General features: G+C 37.0%; 14 protein-coding genes. 7 read left to right on the top strand and 7 right to left on the bottom strand.

Translation table 11 applies throughout. The features are described 5' to 3' along the window. Window positions 1-56: 56 nt before the first annotated feature. Window positions 57-1,433: a dipeptidase gene (locus ACIQXF_RS05585; RefSeq protein ID WP_402780015.1), complete on the bottom strand. Its 1,377-nt coding sequence runs from the start codon at window positions 1,431-1,433 to the stop codon at window positions 57-59. 404 nt (window positions 1,434-1,837) lie between these two features. Next, window positions 1,838-2,761, bottom strand: coding sequence for a serine O-acetyltransferase EpsC (gene epsC, locus ACIQXF_RS05580; RefSeq protein ID WP_402780013.1), 924 nt, complete (start codon window positions 2,759-2,761; stop codon window positions 1,838-1,840). Window positions 2,762-3,365: 604 nt separating this feature from the next. Here epsC and ACIQXF_RS05575 point away from each other — a divergent pair. From ACIQXF_RS05575 to ACIQXF_RS05565, 3 genes are all read left to right on the top strand, one after another. After that, a complete protein-coding gene (locus ACIQXF_RS05575) occupies window positions 3,366-3,902 on the top strand; it encodes an RNA polymerase sigma factor (RefSeq protein WP_402780011.1) in 537 nt (178 codons plus the stop codon). 1 nt (window position 3,903) lies between these two features. Further along, window positions 3,904-5,505 carry a DUF4179 domain-containing protein gene (locus tag ACIQXF_RS05570; RefSeq protein ID WP_402780063.1) on the top strand — a complete coding sequence of 534 codons (1,602 nt, stop codon included), beginning with the start codon at window positions 3,904-3,906 and terminating at the stop codon, window positions 5,503-5,505. 387 nt (window positions 5,506-5,892) lie between these two features. After that, complete coding sequence (locus tag ACIQXF_RS05565; RefSeq protein WP_402780009.1) at window positions 5,893-6,441, top strand: RNA polymerase sigma factor; 549 nt, start codon at window positions 5,893-5,895, stop codon at window positions 6,439-6,441. Window positions 6,442-6,578: 137 nt separating this feature from the next. Here the strand turns inward: ACIQXF_RS05565 and ACIQXF_RS05560 are convergent, their stop codons facing one another. From ACIQXF_RS05560 to ACIQXF_RS05540, 5 genes are all read right to left on the bottom strand, one after another. Continuing rightward, window positions 6,579-7,001, bottom strand: a complete 423-nt coding sequence (locus tag ACIQXF_RS05560; protein WP_402780007.1) for a MarR family winged helix-turn-helix transcriptional regulator — start codon at window positions 6,999-7,001, stop codon at window positions 6,579-6,581. A gap of 23 nt (window positions 7,002-7,024) precedes the next feature. Next, window positions 7,025-7,429 carry a transcriptional regulator Spx gene (spx, locus tag ACIQXF_RS05555; protein ID WP_274795441.1) on the bottom strand — a complete coding sequence of 135 codons (405 nt, stop codon included), beginning with the start codon at window positions 7,427-7,429 and terminating at the stop codon, window positions 7,025-7,027. Window positions 7,430-8,146: 717 nt separating this feature from the next. After that, on the bottom strand, window positions 8,147-9,712 hold the full coding sequence (locus ACIQXF_RS05550; protein WP_402780004.1) for an ABC-F family ATP-binding cassette domain-containing protein: 1,566 nt from the start codon (window positions 9,710-9,712) through the stop codon (window positions 8,147-8,149). Between the two features lie 192 nt (window positions 9,713-9,904). Further along, the gene (locus ACIQXF_RS05545) at window positions 9,905-10,090 is read right to left on the bottom strand and encodes an SE1832 family protein (RefSeq protein ID WP_402780003.1); all 186 of its coding nucleotides are present in this window, start codon (window positions 10,088-10,090) and stop codon (window positions 9,905-9,907) included. 204 nt (window positions 10,091-10,294) lie between these two features. Continuing rightward, the gene (locus ACIQXF_RS05540; protein ID WP_402780001.1) at window positions 10,295-11,341 is read right to left on the bottom strand and encodes a PseG/SpsG family protein; all 1,047 of its coding nucleotides are present in this window, start codon (window positions 11,339-11,341) and stop codon (window positions 10,295-10,297) included. A gap of 352 nt (window positions 11,342-11,693) precedes the next feature. On the opposite strand from ACIQXF_RS05540, the gene ACIQXF_RS05535 reads away from it, so the two are divergent. The 4 genes from ACIQXF_RS05535 (at window position 11,694) to ACIQXF_RS05520 (ending at window position 17,527) form a co-directional block, all read left to right on the top strand. After that, window positions 11,694-12,539 (top strand): NAD(P)H-binding protein, encoded by an 846-nt coding sequence (locus ACIQXF_RS05535; protein WP_402779999.1) that lies wholly within the window; start codon window positions 11,694-11,696, stop codon window positions 12,537-12,539. Window positions 12,540-12,674: 135 nt separating this feature from the next. Continuing rightward, window positions 12,675-12,899, top strand: a complete 225-nt coding sequence (locus tag ACIQXF_RS05530; protein WP_402779997.1) for a hypothetical protein — start codon at window positions 12,675-12,677, stop codon at window positions 12,897-12,899. Between the two features lie 169 nt (window positions 12,900-13,068). Continuing rightward, window positions 13,069-13,623: an NADPH-dependent FMN reductase gene (locus ACIQXF_RS05525; protein ID WP_402779995.1), complete on the top strand. Its 555-nt coding sequence runs from the start codon at window positions 13,069-13,071 to the stop codon at window positions 13,621-13,623. Window positions 13,624-13,744: 121 nt separating this feature from the next. Beyond that, entirely contained in the window at window positions 13,745-17,527 is a 3,783-nt protein-coding gene (locus ACIQXF_RS05520) for a DEAD/DEAH box helicase (protein ID WP_402779993.1), read from the top strand. The last annotated feature ends 5 nt before the right edge of the window (window positions 17,528-17,532 follow it).

Below are 17,532 nucleotides of genomic sequence, written 5' to 3'. Positions count from 1 at the left end.
AGCGTAGCGACAGGTACAGATGTTTGGACATCCGCTGAAAGAAGTTGAAATTACTTTTATAATTCAGCGATCTCAAATAAATAATCACTTAAAACGCGAAGCCCTTTATCGAAGTTTTCTAAATGGAAGTGTTCATTTGGTGCATGGAAGTTTTCACTTGATAAACCAAAGCCCATTAGAACAACAGGCAATCCTAAAATATCATCAAAGGAAGCCACGATAGGGATTGATCCTCCTCCACGTGTGTAAGCAGTTGGTACGTTATATACCTTTTCATATGAGCGACCAGCAGCTTGAATAAATGGATGATCAAATGGTGTTAAAAATGGACGACCTTTATCGAATTCAGAGATTGTCACTTCAACGCCAGTTGGCTTATGTTTTTCGATATGCGCCTTTAATAGTGCGACAATTTCATTTGGCTCTTGGTTTGGAACAAGACGGCATGTGATTTTTGCGCCAGCCTCAGCAGGCAGCACCGTTTTAATGCCTTCACCAGAGAAGCCACCAAACACACCATTTACTTCTAAGGTCGGACGTGCCCAGGTACGCTCTAAATAAGAATATCCAGCTTCACCGAATAATTCCTTCACACCAACTTCATCCTTCACCGATTCTTCATCGAAACCAAGAGCTTGGTATGCTTCACGTTCTTCTTCAGTTAACGGTAATACTTTGTCATAAAAACCCTCAACTTGAATTGTGCCATGCTCATCACGGAAGGATGCTAAAATTTCAGCTAATGCATGGATAGCGTTTTGTACACCACCGCCGTAAAGACCTGAGTGAAGATCACCTTTTGCACCGCGAACATCAATTTGAACACCTGTTAAGCCACGTAAACCATAGCATACAGCGGGCTTACCAGGACCATATAGACCTGTATCAGAAATCAAAATTAAGTCTGCTGCTAATTTTTCTTTATGTTTCTCAACATAGGCAGGAAGGTTAGGACTGCCAATCTCTTCTTCACCTTCATAGATAAATTTCACATTCACAGGTAAAGTACCGGTTGTCGCAAAAAGTGCTTCAATCATTTTTAAGTGCATAAACACTTGTCCTTTATCATCACTAGCACCACGAGCAAACAATTTGTTATCACGGACTGTAGGGTTGAAAGGCTCGCTCTCCCATAAATTTAATGGATCAACAGGTTGTACATCATAATGACCATAAAACAGAATTGTAGGTTTGTCTTCTGCATGTAACCAATCAGCATAAACCACTGGGTGACCGGCAGTTTGAGTAATGGAGATGTTTTCAAGATTTAATTTTTGAAAAGCGTTGGTTAACCACTCGGCAGCATTTTGGATATCTCCTTTATGCTCAGATAAAGAACTAATACTTGGAATACGTAAAAATTCCTTTAATTCATCTAAATGTTTTTCACGGTGTTCAGTAAAATAAGCATCTAATTGCTGTAGATTTACCATCTAGTATCCCTCTTTTCAAATATTTCGATAATAGAAATAGTATAGCATAATGTGGCTGGGGAATCTTGTTATAGCAATGTTTTCGGAGACTTTTTAACCCCAACTTGCTAAGACTCTACCGATTCTTTCATGATCTGGCTGTGTTCAAATCATGTTCTGTGATTGTGAACACATTTTGCCGATTATTTAATAGGATGGCTGCATGAGTATGTCTTAATCCATATAGCGAAATTCTAGAGTTTCCATGTTCAACTGTGACCTCATAGGGTGTAAGAAACCATTCGCCGAATAATAATTATGGAGGAAACTAAAAGACACTGTAAAAATGCCTCTACAGTGTCCTTTAGATGGTTCATCATCAGCGAAGGGTAACTTATAAGATATTAACCTCAATTTGAAAACCTTTATTTATTTTTCGATTTACTGCTACTAATATTTGGTGATGGGGGAGAGTTATAAACACGAGAATATGGTGGGATTGAATTCATTAGCCAAATGTTACTGCCTAAAACTGAATCGTGACCAATCGTTGTCTCGCCACCTAGGATTGTCGCACCTGCATAAATAACAACATTATCCTCAATATTCGGATGACGTTTAATCCCTTTAATTGGATTACCATTTTCATCTAGAGGGAAGCTTAATGCCCCCAACGTTACACTTTGATATATTTTCACGTTATTGCCGATTATACATGTTTCACCAATAACAACGCCTGTACCGTGGTCGATAAAGAATGATTCACCAATCGTCGCACCTGGGTGAATATCGATTCCTGTTAAACTGTGCGCATACTCTGACATAATACGTGGCACAATCGGTACGCCCATTTCATATAGTTCATGTGCAATGCGATGTATATATACTGCAACGATTGATGGATAGCTTAATAAAATTTCTTCTGTAGAAAGTGCAGCAGGGTCCCCAGTGTATGCCGCCTGAATATCCGTTTGCAAAATTTTTCGGATTTTCGGAAATTGCGAAATTAAATTCATCACAATACGGTCCGCATCCTCTTGGCAAGTGCAGTTTTCTGATTTGCTATATTCCATATTGTAAATTAATACTTTTTCAATAATATCTCGTAAATCTAATGCCGTTTCACGCAATTTATTACTACTTATAATATTGATACGTGTATTATCAATCGGTGGAGCAGTATGAATGCCAGGAAACAGGACTTCATGAAAATTATCTAAAATTTTGTAAATTTGATTACGCCCTACAAAGCCAATTGAATTTTCAATATCAACATATTGCCGATTAATATCGTTTAACGCACTCGTAATTTCTGGTACCTTTTCATTTAGCCAATCATTTAAACCCATAACAAAATCGCATCCCTTCCATTTCATAATTAAACATATAACACTACTGACTTTAATAAAAGTATAAAAGATTTCATCCATTGCGAGGTAAATACTTTTAAGCAGCTCTTTTAGCTTTAAATATACTAATATTTATAATATAAAAATATACTCGCATTTTGAGAAGAATTCTAATAAATAATCCATAGCTTCTATATTGTTTTATAATAAATTAATATTTTCTCCTTTGCTTTATTCTAACAGTGTCTATTGATACAAGTGATAAAACAGTTTGGGAGATTTTCATACATAGAAATGCAAAGGTGAACATTTGAAGTTGCCAATGTTACTCATTACTACAATTAACACAATAAAATAGGCCTACTCATAAACTGTGCACTATCGAAAAAAAGTGGTTTATGGGTAGAGTTAAATACTAGGCATGGTCTTTTATAAAATGAATCCATGCCTTTTTGGTGAATTTCTAAAAAACTCTTATTTATAAGGGTTTTACTTTAAAACCTCTAATAAAACATTCCCTAAATAATATTCCTGAAAATATAAAATGAACTATTTATATTGCTAAATTGTTACTTGTGTAGAAATCGGAAAAGGAGGTGGGATTGTGGAACAATTTAGCGATGAGAGGGTTTTGTTTCAAACATATTATAAAGACGTCTTCAGGGCCTGCTATTACTTGCTTCAAAATAAATACGATGCGGAAGACCTTTGTCAGGATGTATTTGCGAAAGCTTTGAGCGAAGATTTTCGAGCCATACAAAATCAAAAATCTTGGTTACTTAGTATCGCCATGAATATGTCTCGAAATTATTTAAAGAAAAAGAACAGACTGCTATTAAAAGGGAATTTTGATTTCCTATCATCTAAACGGTTTGACAATACCCAAAATATTGAGCGAACAATACAGCTCAATGAAAATAAAAGTGAGTTAGTCGATTTAATGAACAAACTGCCTGTTCGTATTCGGAAGGTAATGGTGTTGAAATATGTGCATGATTGTAAAGATAGAGAAATTGCTCAAATTCTAAAAATTCCTGAGGGTACAGTTAAGTCGAGGCATTTTAAAGGTAAAAAATTAATGGAAAAGTTTATACAAGTAGATGAAAATTTGTTATTTGAATGGAGGGGTCATCGTGAGTAATATGGACGATTTCATAAAAGAAAAAGTAAAGTACGATCAAGTAGATTATCCTAATGAAAATGAAATGTGGAGTAAAATCATCCGTAAACAACAAAATCGTAATTATAAAACTGAAAGACATAGTTATAAACCTCGAATTATAGTAAGTGCCATTTTGTTTACAATTGTTTTATCATCCACACCTGTATTTGCTAAATATTCAACAGAAATATTGGACTGGATGCGAAATATGAATAGAACGGGCGTTATTACTTCCTTAGAAAATGGATTTGGACAAGAAATCAATAAAACTGCAGAAAACGAAGCTGGTGTATTAACTATCCATAATGTTATTTCAGATCAAAATGGTACTACTATTAATTTTAGCTTAGATATTGATCACGATTATCCAATAGATTATGCAGACTTCGAACAAGCATTACTCAAATTAGGTGACGGAAAAGAAATACAGATGGAAGCAAGTGCAGTATATAATCAGGAAACGGATAAATTAGTAGGGGTCCTTCATACAGATGAGGAAATCCCGCATAACAGCAATGTTACACTTCAACTAGGTGGTGTAAAGGAGATACAACTGAAAAGTATAGAGCTAAAAGATTTGGCTCAATCGAACGTATATCCTGAAAAGATTAACATTCACCAAGATGGAATATCACAAATAGATTTCATTTCAAATGATTATCAAAACGGACAATATATATTGGATTATCTCATCGAACTGGAGGAGCCTAATAACGTAGAACACGCATATTTATCCTATACCATTGAAAATGAACCCATTGTGAATTCTGGCGTTACTGATAAACGTCCACAACCAAATGTCATTAAACAAAGTGATTTACTGGAGATACAAAAAGACGCGGTAGCAAAATTAAGCGTATTTTTAAATTATAATGATACGGTAAGTTATAAATCAGAAACATGGAACCTAGATTTTCAATATAATCATGATCTTGCAAAACAATCTACCTTTGTTATAGACGTGGACAAAAAAGTTGAGCTAGGCTCTCGGGAACTTCAATTTAAAGAGCTTGTGATTACACCGAGTAAGGTGAAGCTTTATTTTGATGAAAAAAATATAGATGCTAAATCTAGTCTAGTTTATATCAAATATGATCAGATTAAATTACGCATTGGTGAACAAGAATTGTTAGGGAATTATTGGGGTGATTATCTTTCCTTTGAAACACAGGAGCTAATAAAGGATATTACGAATAAAGAAATTGCTCTTACTTTAAATGATGCGAGCGTTGAATATGAAGCCGAAAAGCAAGACAAAGTAGAGCTAACAAATATTTCTGATGTACCACAAACCATAAAAACAGAATTAAATGGATATCCAATTGATATTACCTACTATGCTAATGGTAGTGATTTAATTGTTGAATCAGAAAGTAAGAACGAGCAATTTGGTGGTATTGTTCAAAATGTTATTTATCAGGATGGCAAAAGAATCTTTGCAGAAGATCGTTCTAATGATGGATTGTTTAGTATAAACAAACAAGTAGAAACATTTAATAATATCAAAGATAAAGACATTACATTAAACTTCTTCCTTTATACTGTTAATGAAGACCGCTCCGAAACTATTATTTTTCAGTAAATCTTTTGTAGTGTTTCAGGTGCTAATTAAAGTTTAAGGTAAAATGGCTTGATACGTTAAAAAAGGTCTGAATTCGAATGATGCCGAATTCAGACCTTTTCCTATATTGGTGAACAGTATAACCGCCAACAATGGCAATTACATTAATTGGTGGTGGTTTAAGTGAATACTATTGAAATTATAATGAAAAAGGAGGAGGAGGGGCGTCTAAAGTTGCTTTTCTACGTATAAGAGATATAGTAGTAAAACAATTTTTACGAATATTACAAGTGGAAGCATCTAAGCTTACACGATTGTAATGAAATTGAAAGCCAATACGATAGAGTGTAATACATTATTTTGCGAGAATGTGTATAGAAGCAAGAACAAGAAGCGGAGGAATACACAATGAATGAAAAATTAGAAGGCGTATATGAAGAATACAACCGTTATATATACCACTTATGTTTAAAACTTACTCGCAATAATGTAGAAGCAGAAGATTTAATGCAAGAGGTCTGGGTAAAAGTTGTACGCTATGAAGACAGCGTTGCCGAGGTAGAGCATATTAAAGCTTGGCTGACAACAATTACAATGAATACATTTAGAGATCGCTATCGTAAAAAAGTGCGACGTAGCAAATATATGATGAACCAACCTGAAACATTAGACGTACCGATTTTAGATTTGGTTCCCAACAATGATATTTCGACAGAAGAAAAAATTGAAAAAGATATTGTTACAAAATTAGTGCAAGATAAAATGGAGCAATTAGATGCCATTTACCGAAAAACTTTATGGTATTTCTACATAGACCAATATTCACTAGCTGAAATCTCTACGATTATGAAAGTTTCCATTGGTACTGTGAAATCTCGTTTATTCCGTGCAAAAGCTCGTTTAAAAGAAATGCTAATGTCCGATGTTTCAATTGTGGAATCTATACTGCCAGCGTAATTAACTACATTGGCCGCACATCGCAATTACTTAGACGGAAGTATTCGTACGGCTAATCCAAAAAAAAGATGTATTGCAAAATTACTTTGCGATGCATCTTTTTTTATGCGATCCAATCCTTTTGATAAGGATCAAACTCAGAGTAAACATTTAGCAAAAATATCACGCAAGGTTTGAACCTCCTCAGCTGAGAGCATCCCGAACATATTGTTGATAATTTCGCTAACTTGTTGGCGAGATTCTTGTAGAATATTTTCACCTTCAGCAGTAATGACTAATTGAGAGGCTCGTCGATCTGTTGCGTGCTGTGTTTTTTCAATAAAACCAGCATTAATCAGCTTACTTGTTAAAACAGTGACACCGCCTGTTGTCACTTTTAACCGATCAGCAATGGCAGAAGGGCGCTTTGGGCCCTCCTGCGATAAATAGTCTAATATTAAAATATGGGATTTTGAAAAGCCGAGTACATTATGATTATTCCACTCGTTTGCCCACTTACGCTCAATGGAAAAAACTACTTCAAATAACGAGGTAATGGCTTTTTGTTTTTCTTGATCCATATAAGGTCATCTCCAAAACTGTTTTAACTTTCTTGTGCCAATCTTGTCATCGCATTTAATTCGTAAGCACGTACTTTACGTGGAATAAAACGACGGATGTCCATCTCATTGTACCCAACTTGAATACGTTTTTCATCAATTAAGATAGGGCTGCGCAACATTCTTGGATGTGCTTGTATGATTGCAAACAACTCTTGAATAGAAAGTTGTTCAATATCAATATTTAGATTTTTAAAATCGTTTGAATTGGTTGCGATAATTTCATCCGTTCCATCTTCTGTCATGCTTAAAATTTCTTTAAACTCTGCAAGTGTAAGTGGATGAGAAGTAATACGTTTCTCTTTATATTCGATGTTGTGATCTTTTAACCATTTTAGTGCTTTTCTGGATGAAGAACAGCTCGCTTGTGAATAAATAGTAACTGTCATTCTTCATTCCCCGCTTTCTTTTTTGGATTATATTTTATAAATATCTTATCAGTAAGTTAAATAGGTTATACATATATCTTACTAGTAAGCTATATATAAATCAATAACTAATTGAAAAAACTTTATATAGAAATTAAATTTTTGCAACTATATTAAAATATACGCAGAAAAGAGTGAAAAGTTTCGTTAATTCAGCTTACAATGATGTAAGTTTACTTAATATTAATAATAGATGCTCATAGTATAAGGAGAATTGTCCTGATATAGAAAGAAATAGTCTGACTTAAGGAAACGAGATAAAGTGTTAATCCACTGATTATTAATATGATTGAATGCAGGCTTTTATGCATAGAAGAATAAAGTTTTTTTGAAGGCTTAGAAGGAAGAAAATCCTAAAGTTCGGGTAGGATAGAAAAATGCTCAGGTAGTTCGGGAACAGCTCAGGTAGGACAGAAAAACGCTCAGGAAAGCCCGGGAACAGCTCGGGTAGGACAGAAAAACGCTCAGGAAAGTCCGGGAACAGCTCGGGTAGGACAGAAAAACGCTCAGGTAAGTTCGAAAACTACTCGGGAAAGTCGAAAAAATGCTCAGGTAAGTCCAAGAGCCTCTCAGAAACCACGTCGCATGCTATGCATGTTCCATTATTAGTTACTAAAAGAAGGGCAGTCCCGAGTGATCCATGAATCACACCGGCAACTGCCTACATAAATAATACTTCTAGCTTTGTTGTCCTGAAGTAAACCAGTCTTGGACATTCCAAACCTTTGTTGCTAAACCTTCATAGAAATCAGGTTCATGGCTTACTAGTACGATTGTGCCTTTAAATTCTTTCATGGCACGCTTTAGCTCATCTTTTGCATCGACATCTAAGTGGTTTGTCGGTTCGTCAAATACAAGCCAGTTTGCCTCTTCCATCATTAGCTTACATAAGCGTACCTTTGCTTGCTCACCACCAGATAAAGAGTTAAGTGGGCGCGTAATATGCTCAGTTTTTAGTCCTGCGCGTGCTAAAGCTGCACGCACTTGTGCTTGCTCCATAGAAGGGAAAGCATTCCACACGTCATCGATTGGCGTTATTTTGTCTGCCTTCACCTCTTGCTCAAAGTAAGAAGGGGAAAGATAGTCACCACGAATAACTTTTCCATCTAGCGGATTTATTTTACCTAGCATCGTTTTTAATAATGTTGATTTACCGACACCATTCATACCGACTAGAGCAATTTTCTCTCCACGCTCAATAGCAAAGGTAAGCGGAGGAAGTAATGGCTTTTCCTTGTCATACCCTATGACTAAGTTTTCAGCCTCCACTACATAACGACTTGAAGAACGTGCCTCTTTAAAGCCAAATTCAGGCTTTACAGCTGTTTCAGGACGATCAATACGCTCTAGACGGTCAAGCTGCTTAGCACGGGATTTTGCGCGACCTGTAGTTGAGTAGCGAGCTTTATTTTTCGCAATAAAATCCTCTTGCTTTTTAATGAATTCCTGTTGTTTTTCATAGGCATCGATATGCTGGCGTTTATTAATTTCAGCAAGCTCTAAAAACTTTTCATATGTCGCTGTATAGCGAGTTAATTTTGAAAACTCTAGTTGGAAAATAACATCCACAGTTTCATTCATAAACTCTGTATCATGCGAAATTAATAAGAATGCATGAGGATAATTTTTTAAATAGTTTTTCAACCAAGTAACATGCTCTTCATCAAGATAGTTTGTTGGCTCATCGAGTAATAATACTTTTGGTTTTTCTAATAATAGCTTTGCCAATAAAACCTTTGTACGCTGTCCACCGGAAAGAGCAGCAACATCACGCTCTAAACCGATTGCATCAAGACCAAGTCCACGCGCAACCTCTTCAATTTTCATATCAAGGGAATAGAAATCACCTGCATCAAGAGCATCTTGAACCTCAGCCATTTGCTCTAATAAGACCTCTAATTCTTCAGGTGTAGCTTCAGCCATTTTTCCTGTAATATCATTGAGTTCTTCTTCTTTTTTATATAAAGGAAGAAAGGCATCACGTAATGCATCACGCATAGTACGACCAGCTGTCAGTACAGTATGCTGATCTAAATAACCATAATGCGTTCCTGGAAGCCATTCAACTTTTCCAGTATCGTGGATTGCTTGGCCCGTAATAATGCCCATTAATGTTGATTTACCGACACCATTTGCACCTACAAGACCAATATGATCACCTTCAACTAAGCGAAAGGAGACATCTTTAAATAGAGTACGGTCACCGAAAGAATGACCTAAATTTTCAACTGTTAATATTGCCATATATGTTCCTCCAAATTAAATCAAATCAATACATTTTATGTGAATTGGCTGTCTCCCAACAAAGACAACGGCTAACTGACCTGCATCATGTTGCTGTCGCTACGTTAGCACTGCGCTTTCGCACAAAAAACATCTGCAGGCCTAGGCACAATTCAAAATAAAGACGCAATTACGCCAAGGCGAAATTGATTTTTAAAGCTCTGCTAATTGTTTATTTAACTCTGCTAGCTTTGTTTCCATGTTGGCAAGGCGTTGCTCTGCTTTTGCCACTTGATCATTATGACCTGTAGATTCAAGCTTTTCGATGTCGCCTTGTAAATTCATGTAATCCATTTTTAGCTCTTTAATCTGATATTCAATATCACTTTTTGATGGCATGGTGGTGATGCTCCTTTATGAGTATATTTGTATAACGAATGCGTGTAAAAGCGATGGAGGTTTATTTTATCCCCCACCGCTTATTAGTTAAAATCAATCGGGTACTTATAATGTTTGAATTCACTGATGTTACACCTAGTAATAGGAGATCAACGAAAGTGAAAAATTCTAATATATTGTATCATATCCTCCTTCAAAGAATCACTAAGTAGAAGCGATATTATGTCGATCATAAGCGAAATCTAATAACAATGACTGTAGAGCTTCATTGTTGCTTGCGAGATTTAGCTGTCGTTGTTTTTTGACCGCTCGTTCGCTACGAGCCTCATGTAATAGGAACTCCATTACAGCATTTTGAATTTGTGATTGCTTCATTTTGCGACCAAGACCAAGATGAATAAAACCGTTCTGCTCGCGAGGGAAAGCGTGAAGAAGCTCTGTCTCTGTCTGCGCAAGAGTAATACAAGGTACGCCATAAGAGGCAATTTTGTATGGCGTATAATTAGCATTACAAATGATAACATCCGCTTTTGGCAATAGTTTTAGGAGTGCGTTTTTGTCACGTAGAATGGCAGTATTACGACGACTTAGCACCATCATTTGCAAATCCTCTGTTGCATGTAGATAGTTATCGTCAATCATCACTGTAATTTGTAGTGGAATTTGTAGCTGCGTTAAGTGCCGAAGAGTACGGTAGGTTAAGTTATGCTCGTCCCCATCCTCGAAAGCAACAACAATATGAGGTGGGTTTTCAGGTGTTTTACTTTCGGGTATTTCACCGAAGTTCTGATAAGTTTCTGGAAGTGCAAAGGCAAAACTTCCACCAATATAATGTGATGGCAAATAATCTTTAACTTCTTGATAGAGTGCTAGTAATACACAGTCGCAGGCTTGGCCACCATCACCAAAATCATCAAAATGGATGATTGTTTTGCAAAATGGACGTAAATTTTGAACCTGCCAGCTTTCGGAGTTACGGCCGTCCCTTACGATTAAATCAGGTTGAATTCCCTTCATTTGCTTCGGTAACTCGTCGAAATGTTCGAATAAGATAGGTGAGATATTTTCATTCATTAAAATTTGAATGCCATCATTTGAAGGGGTCTTTACAAATATGAAAACTTTTTCATTTGCAAGTAGCTTAGCCAGCGTTGCAACCCGTTCAAAAGGATACGGCCCTTTATCAATACAGCTTTCAATAATGAAAACAATCGTCTTTTTCAGTTCCATTGCTTGAGTTTCGTTATGCAAGTGTATCCCATCCTTTCATCTGTCTATTTAAATTATGGTGAGTAATGGGCAAGTATGTGTAAAAATTAGGATTAGATAAATAATGACATAATATGAAATGTAGAATTCTTCATTTAATAGCTCTCATTTCCCATTATTTTATTAATAAAAAGCTTCTTCTTTTACCGATAAATAAAGTAGAACGCTTAGCTGTAGAAAATATGTATAAAAATGAGTAAGACAGCTAAAAGAGTTTAATCGCAATTGTCTAGATGAGCTATTGAAGCAAGAGAAGCGGTTCATCATGCCAATCTCCAAATATCATGACTGTCTGGAATTTAATAAAGGAATTTACGTGAAAGGGGTACGATAAATGGGAATGCGTGCAGCGATTGTTGTAGGGGCTACTGGTTTAACTGGTACCTCTCTTGTAAAACAGTTATGTGAAAATGATGAATATGTTTCAGTTACGGTTATTGCACGAAGAAAGCCAGCATTTACACATCCGAAACTAGAAGTGAAAATTCGTAATTTTGATACCTTAGAAGAAAAAGATATTGAATTTGCACATGAACTTTACTGTTGTTTGGGGACAACAATAAAAAAAGCGGGATCTCGTGAGGTTTTTGAGAAAGTGGATTTTGAATATCCACTTGCAATCGCCTCGTTAGCAAAAAAACGCGGAATCCCGCATATGCTTGTCATCACAGCGATGGGGGCAAATGAGAATTCTCCACTTTACTATAATCATGTAAAGGGAAAGCTGGAACATGATCTTATGGAGCTAGGCTTACAAAGGCTTTCTATTATTCGCCCATCATTATTAGTAGGAGAGCGGGAGGAATTTCGCTTGGGTGAGAAGGCGGGAGAGAAAGTTTTAAAGTTAGCAAAGCCGATATTAGTAGGGCCACTCAAACGTTCGAGGGCTATTGAAGCTTCACAGGTTGCGAAGGCAATGATCGTTATTGCATTGCATGGTAAAAAACAGCCTGTAACAATTTATCAATCACAAGAATTGGCTAAGTTAGATTTTCCTGAAACTAAGGATGAAGATGTTTCGCGAGAAAATTTATTTAACTGGGAGAAGCACAAATTATCGGGTTCAAGCGACGATGGAGACAAAGTAAATCGTGAAGTCGTTATTAATCATGATAAGTATAAAATAGAGGAAACCGTTGTAGATAAAGAAGTAAACTTTCATCGTCGTGAGGATAAATAAAAGGTTTATCACGAAAATTATTCATAAATATGTATAAAAGTTCACATAGGATGTTAGCCTGAAATCATCGCATCCATGCGATAACGACTAACTGACCTGCATCGGTAAAAACGCACGTCCTGAGGCTATACCAAAATGACCGACATCGTGTCGGCCCTCGTGTTGTTGTTGCTGTCGCTACGCTTTCGCACAGATAAAACCGTGTTGCTGTCGCTACGCTTTCGCACAGATAAAACCGTGTTGCTGTCGCTACGCTTTCGCACAGATAAAACCGTGTTGCTGTCGCTACGCTTTCGTGCAAAAAACATTTGCAGGCATGAGCACAAAGCCGATTCTGGACGCAATTATGCCCATGCATAATTGATTAACAAGTAATCGAAATACCAAAGTCTCTAAAGCAATATTTCTTGTGTAGACTATGTTCCGCCTAAAGACTGAATTTACGGTTTTAACCACTACACTTCTTTCCGTGCCACTTTTCATTTGTTACAATATTATTGTAGAAGATGAATGTGGAGGCAAAGTGAAAATGAAAATTTTACTCGTTGATGGCACAATGTTTGGTCGTAAAACTGGTGCTATTTTAGAGCAAGTGGAGCAATATATTAAAGAATTAGATGCTAGTTTCGATTTAGAAATTATGCATTTTAGTCAATATAAGCATCAAATTGTAGACGGTTCACCGTTAAACGATGATATGAAGAATATGATTCAAAAATTTGAGGAAGCCGATGCGTATATTATCGCTACACCGATCTTCCAAGCATCAATTCCAGGCGTATTGAAAAATGCATTTGATTTCTTACATCCAAAAACAATGCGCTATAAACCAGTATCTATCGTGGCAAATGGTGGTACGTATCAACACCATTTAGTAGTAGAAAATCAATTGAAACCAATTTTAGACTACTTCCGTGCACTTGTAACTCCGAACTATGTATACACACACACATCTCATTTTGATGCAGATAATAATATTGTAGACGAAGATGTTCATAACCGTTTGCGTGAATTGGCTCGCGTTTTTGTTCAGTACTGTGAAATGAGCAAAACTTTGCCAAAAGAAACGCTTGATCAGCATTAATATAAAATACTCATCCCTTGTACAGTGGAAGGAAATCACTGTGCAGGGGATTTTTCTTTTCAAGTATCCTTTTACAATGTGATAAAATAGAATTTTAGCGAAACGGAAGGGAGGGCTGCTCGTGCAGAACATAGCTTTACTAGAAAAACAACGCTGTAATCTCATTCTGACAAATAAGGCGAAGGAAGCGGTAGAGGAATGCTCAGCAAATGAGCATGCCTTTTTTGCGTTGCAAAAAACGTTCACCGTCTACATCGAAAAACGCAAGGCAAAAACACTTGGTGAAACGTTTTTATCGATTTATTTTAATGCAGAGCAAAATGAAAAATTAACAGATGCCATAGCAGAAAAAACAGCCATCATGGATTGTGTCTTAAAGGCAGAAGGGTTACTAGCTACAAATATACGTTTTGTACATATGCGAGGGCCTATTCATACTAATCGACGCTTATCAGCAGCATTACAATTTGTGACAAGGCCAAATAATGGTGTAGGGATTCCGCTTGATCTTCATAAAAAAATAAGAGAGCTACCAATTGCCGAGGAACGTACTGAATATGTGAAAAAGCGTATTGCGAGCTGGGAAGGTTATTTAAAGATTCAAGAGCGCAATGCCACAATTGATGATATTCATACAGAATTTAAACAAAGCTATTTTAATGAAGATTTTACTCGACTGACAATTGTATGTCCCTATATAAAGTCAAAGGAATGGAAGCAGCTTGAAGGGTTAAGCGTTAACATTCAAGGGGTTCGTGGTGAAATTGGACAAGTATTAAAGGCTCATGCAGGAAAGCAGACAGTAGAGATAGATTTAAAGCCTTTTGTACAGGATTTAGCTCGTAAAGATCAGCTTAATCTACGCTCAAAGCAAGCGGGTTTTAGCAACTTTGCCACATTGAGTCAAATTAGACGATTACGCAATGGTTTTACAAAGCTAGAAAAGGGCGAGGCGGTTAATCCCAATTTAGAGACAATATTATTTGAAAAACGTCCAACTGTCCGAACAGCAAAAGTACGAGAGGATATTGTTTTTCATAATACTTTAAACGAATATCAGCGACGAGCTGTTTTAGGAGCGTTGTCTGTTGAAGATTTGTATGTGATTCAGGGACCTCCTGGCACCGGAAAGACAACCGTTATTTCTGAAATTTGTCAGCAAAATGTCAAAGCTGGCTTAAAAACACTCGTGGCTTCTCAATCAAATTTAGCTGTTGATAATGCATTAGGACGACTTCTCTCGAATCAAGAAATTCGAATTTTACGCTATGGTAGAACAGAAAGCATTGAAGAAGAAGGTAAAAAATTTATAGAGGAAAATGTTGCACTTCAATGGCGCGAACAAACACTATTAGCGATTGAAGAGGAGATCACAGCCTTTACTGAGCGTGAGCAAGAACTAAAATCAAGCATTATTAAGGCTAAAGAAGAGTTAGACAAGCTTGAGGCGTGGCTTGAGGAGCTGACGACAGAGATAGCTGCCAAAGAGCAGGCCGCAATAGATGAGCCCATTTTACAGCAAGAGATTCAAGCACTTAAAAAAGAATTAAAAGCGGCAAAGGCTGAGCAGCAAGAGTGTGAGGCACAAAAAGAGCATTACCAAAAACAGCTGGCACAAATCGAGCCTACAGTAAAATCGCTGGAACAAGTCCTTGTCGAAAATCCTTCAGCTGAGCAGTTACAGCTTACTATACAGGAGACTACTCAAAAGATTGAGCAATTGGAAGCAGCTAGTCAATATAAGGAGTTACAAGAGCAAAAGCAACAGCTGTCGCTTCAGTTCAAAGATATCCAATTGAAATATGAAGAAGAAGTTAATAGACTTCGTTTAATGAAGGAAGCAGAAAAGTATATTGGTACTTTAACGTCCTATGAACGCATCCAACGTTTTTTACAGCATTATCAAGTTCGCTCTTCCTATGTACTGACACAACAAATCAGTCGGTTACAGCATTTAGAGGATGCCAAAGATTTAGATGCATGGGCAACAATCAATGCACGTCTACAAAAGGCTATACTAAAGCTGGAGGCATTAGTATCAGATGAAGAGAAGGAACGTGCCCTTGCCAAAAGCAGATTACAGCCAATCCAATCGTTTTCATTGCAAAATCTAACAGGTGTCTTTGCGCAACTAAATAATACCTTTCAAGAAGGGCAATCACCACCTAATGAGCAAGTTGAGAGTTACTTGCTCGGTCTGTATATGCGCCGTGATTTTGTTTGGCAAAAAGGTATAGCACTGAAACAACAACAAGAGCATAAAGATCAAGAATTTGAGTCTTTGCGTAAAAGCATTGAAGGCATATTACATCAAGAGTGCGCGATTACAAGCTTCGATGTTCAAAGTTTACAGCGACAATTGCAACCGTATTTACAGCATACAGAACGACTTCAGCAGCTAGCTGAGACGTTCCAAATTGACGCTGAGCCAGAGGAATCTGTTGAGCATTTGAAAATACTTGTATCGCAATCAAAATCTTCTCTTCAAACAATGCAAAGGCAGCTTGAGGCTGTTGAGCAGGCAAATACACAACTTCTACCAAAGAGAGCAATCCTTCAAACAGCACAGAATAGTTTACAAGAGATTGAACAGCAGCTTGCACAATTAGAAGATAGTATAAAAGAAATTAATGTAGCTGGATTGACGAAAGAGAAGCAGCACACAACTTGCACAAAGCTCCTACAATCAACACCAGAGCGCACTTATGAGGAAGTAGAGGAAGCTATTGCATCTTCACAAACGGTCATAGAGGAATTACAGCGTAAGGAACAACAGCTACCGCTTAGAAAAAAATTGCAAGAGCAATGGCGAGACAAGCTACAAAACGCTACTGAATATGATTTGGATGAAATTCGTAAATTATATGTGCGACACGCGAATGTTATCGGTACAACATGTGTTGCTTCAGCAAGTAAAGAATTTATGGAAAACTATCCGACATTTGATGTAGTTATTATCGATGAAGTATCAAAAGCAACTCCACCAGAGCTATTATTACCAATGCTAAAGGGTAAGAAAATTATTTTAGTGGGCGATCATCATCAGCTCCCACCTCTACTCGGAGATGATACATTAGAGGAAACGTTAAAGGCGATGCTAGATGAACATCCAAACTTTGACGGCGCACAGGAATTAAAAAATCTACTGCGCGAATCATTATTTGAACGCTTATTTAATAATTTGCCACAAACACATAAGCAAATGCTGGCATTGCAGTACCGAATGCATGAAAAAATTATGCATAGTATTACACCATTTTACGCGAAAGAAGAAAATGGTCTGAAGTGTGGCTTGCCAGATTCAGACGCAGCTCGGGATCATTGCTTAGAAGGACAATTTATGAGCCGAGATGATCATTTGCTATGGATTGATATTCCTACTGAAAAACCTTATCTTGAGGAGCAGGTTAAGGGGGGAACAAGTCGTTATAATGAGGGTGAATTACAAACAATTCGTCGTATTTTAATAGATTTGAATGATGCTGTTATAGAGGCTAAAGAAGCGGGCCGCATGCCTCAGGATGCACGAAAAAGCGTAGGAGTTATTAGCTTCTACGGGGAGCAAGTAAAGAAAATTAATCGCCTTATTCAACAGGAATTACAGCTACCGCATCTTCAATTTAGAACAGGGACAGTCGATAAATTCCAAGGTATGGAGATGGACGTCATATTAGTCAGTATGGTACGTAATACACCTAAAGGGGGAGACGTTGGTTTTGCAAAGGATTACCGCCGTTTAAATGTTGCTTTATCTCGTGCCCGAGAGTTATTACTACTTGTCGGAAGTGCAGAAATGTTTGCAAAACGTGCGAAGCATCAAGATACTCAAGAGATGTACAGCAATCTGTTAGAAACAGTGAAATCCTATAACGGCTTACGTAATCACGAAGGACAGGTGATGTAAGATTG

It is taken from the genome of Lysinibacillus sp. NPDC097231, assembly GCF_044761885.1.
GTDB lineage: Bacteria > Bacillota > Bacilli > Bacillales_A > Planococcaceae > Lysinibacillus.
Note: the sequence above shows the minus strand (reverse complement) of the source record. Positions and strands in the feature narration are given on the sequence as shown.

What these genes read in the sequence shown, in the direction of transcription:
- ACIQXF_RS05535 (WP_402779999.1), top strand. Translation starts at nt 11,694, where the DNA reads ATGGGAATGCGTGCAGCGATTGTTGTAGGGGCTACTGGTTTAACTGGT.
- ACIQXF_RS05570 (WP_402780063.1), top strand. Translation starts at nt 3,904, where the DNA reads ATGGACGATTTCATAAAAGAAAAAGTAAAGTACGATCAAGTAGATTAT.
- ACIQXF_RS05565 (WP_402780009.1), top strand. Translation starts at nt 5,893, where the DNA reads ATGAATGAAAAATTAGAAGGCGTATATGAAGAATACAACCGTTATATA.
- ACIQXF_RS05545 (WP_402780003.1), bottom strand. Translation starts at nt 10,090, where the DNA reads ATGCCATCAAAAAGTGATATTGAATATCAGATTAAAGAGCTAAAAATG.
- epsC (WP_402780013.1), bottom strand. Translation starts at nt 2,761, where the DNA reads ATGGGTTTAAATGATTGGCTAAATGAAAAGGTACCAGAAATTACGAGT.
- ACIQXF_RS05530 (WP_402779997.1), top strand. Translation starts at nt 12,675, where the DNA reads ATGACCGACATCGTGTCGGCCCTCGTGTTGTTGTTGCTGTCGCTACGC.
- ACIQXF_RS05525 (WP_402779995.1), top strand. Translation starts at nt 13,069, where the DNA reads ATGAAAATTTTACTCGTTGATGGCACAATGTTTGGTCGTAAAACTGGT.
- spx (WP_274795441.1), bottom strand. Translation starts at nt 7,429, where the DNA reads ATGACAGTTACTATTTATTCACAAGCGAGCTGTTCTTCATCCAGAAAA.
- ACIQXF_RS05560 (WP_402780007.1), bottom strand. Translation starts at nt 7,001, where the DNA reads ATGGATCAAGAAAAACAAAAAGCCATTACCTCGTTATTTGAAGTAGTT.
- ACIQXF_RS05585 (WP_402780015.1), bottom strand. Translation starts at nt 1,433, where the DNA reads ATGGTAAATCTACAGCAATTAGATGCTTATTTTACTGAACACCGTGAA.
- ACIQXF_RS05550 (WP_402780004.1), bottom strand. Translation starts at nt 9,712, where the DNA reads ATGGCAATATTAACAGTTGAAAATTTAGGTCATTCTTTCGGTGACCGT.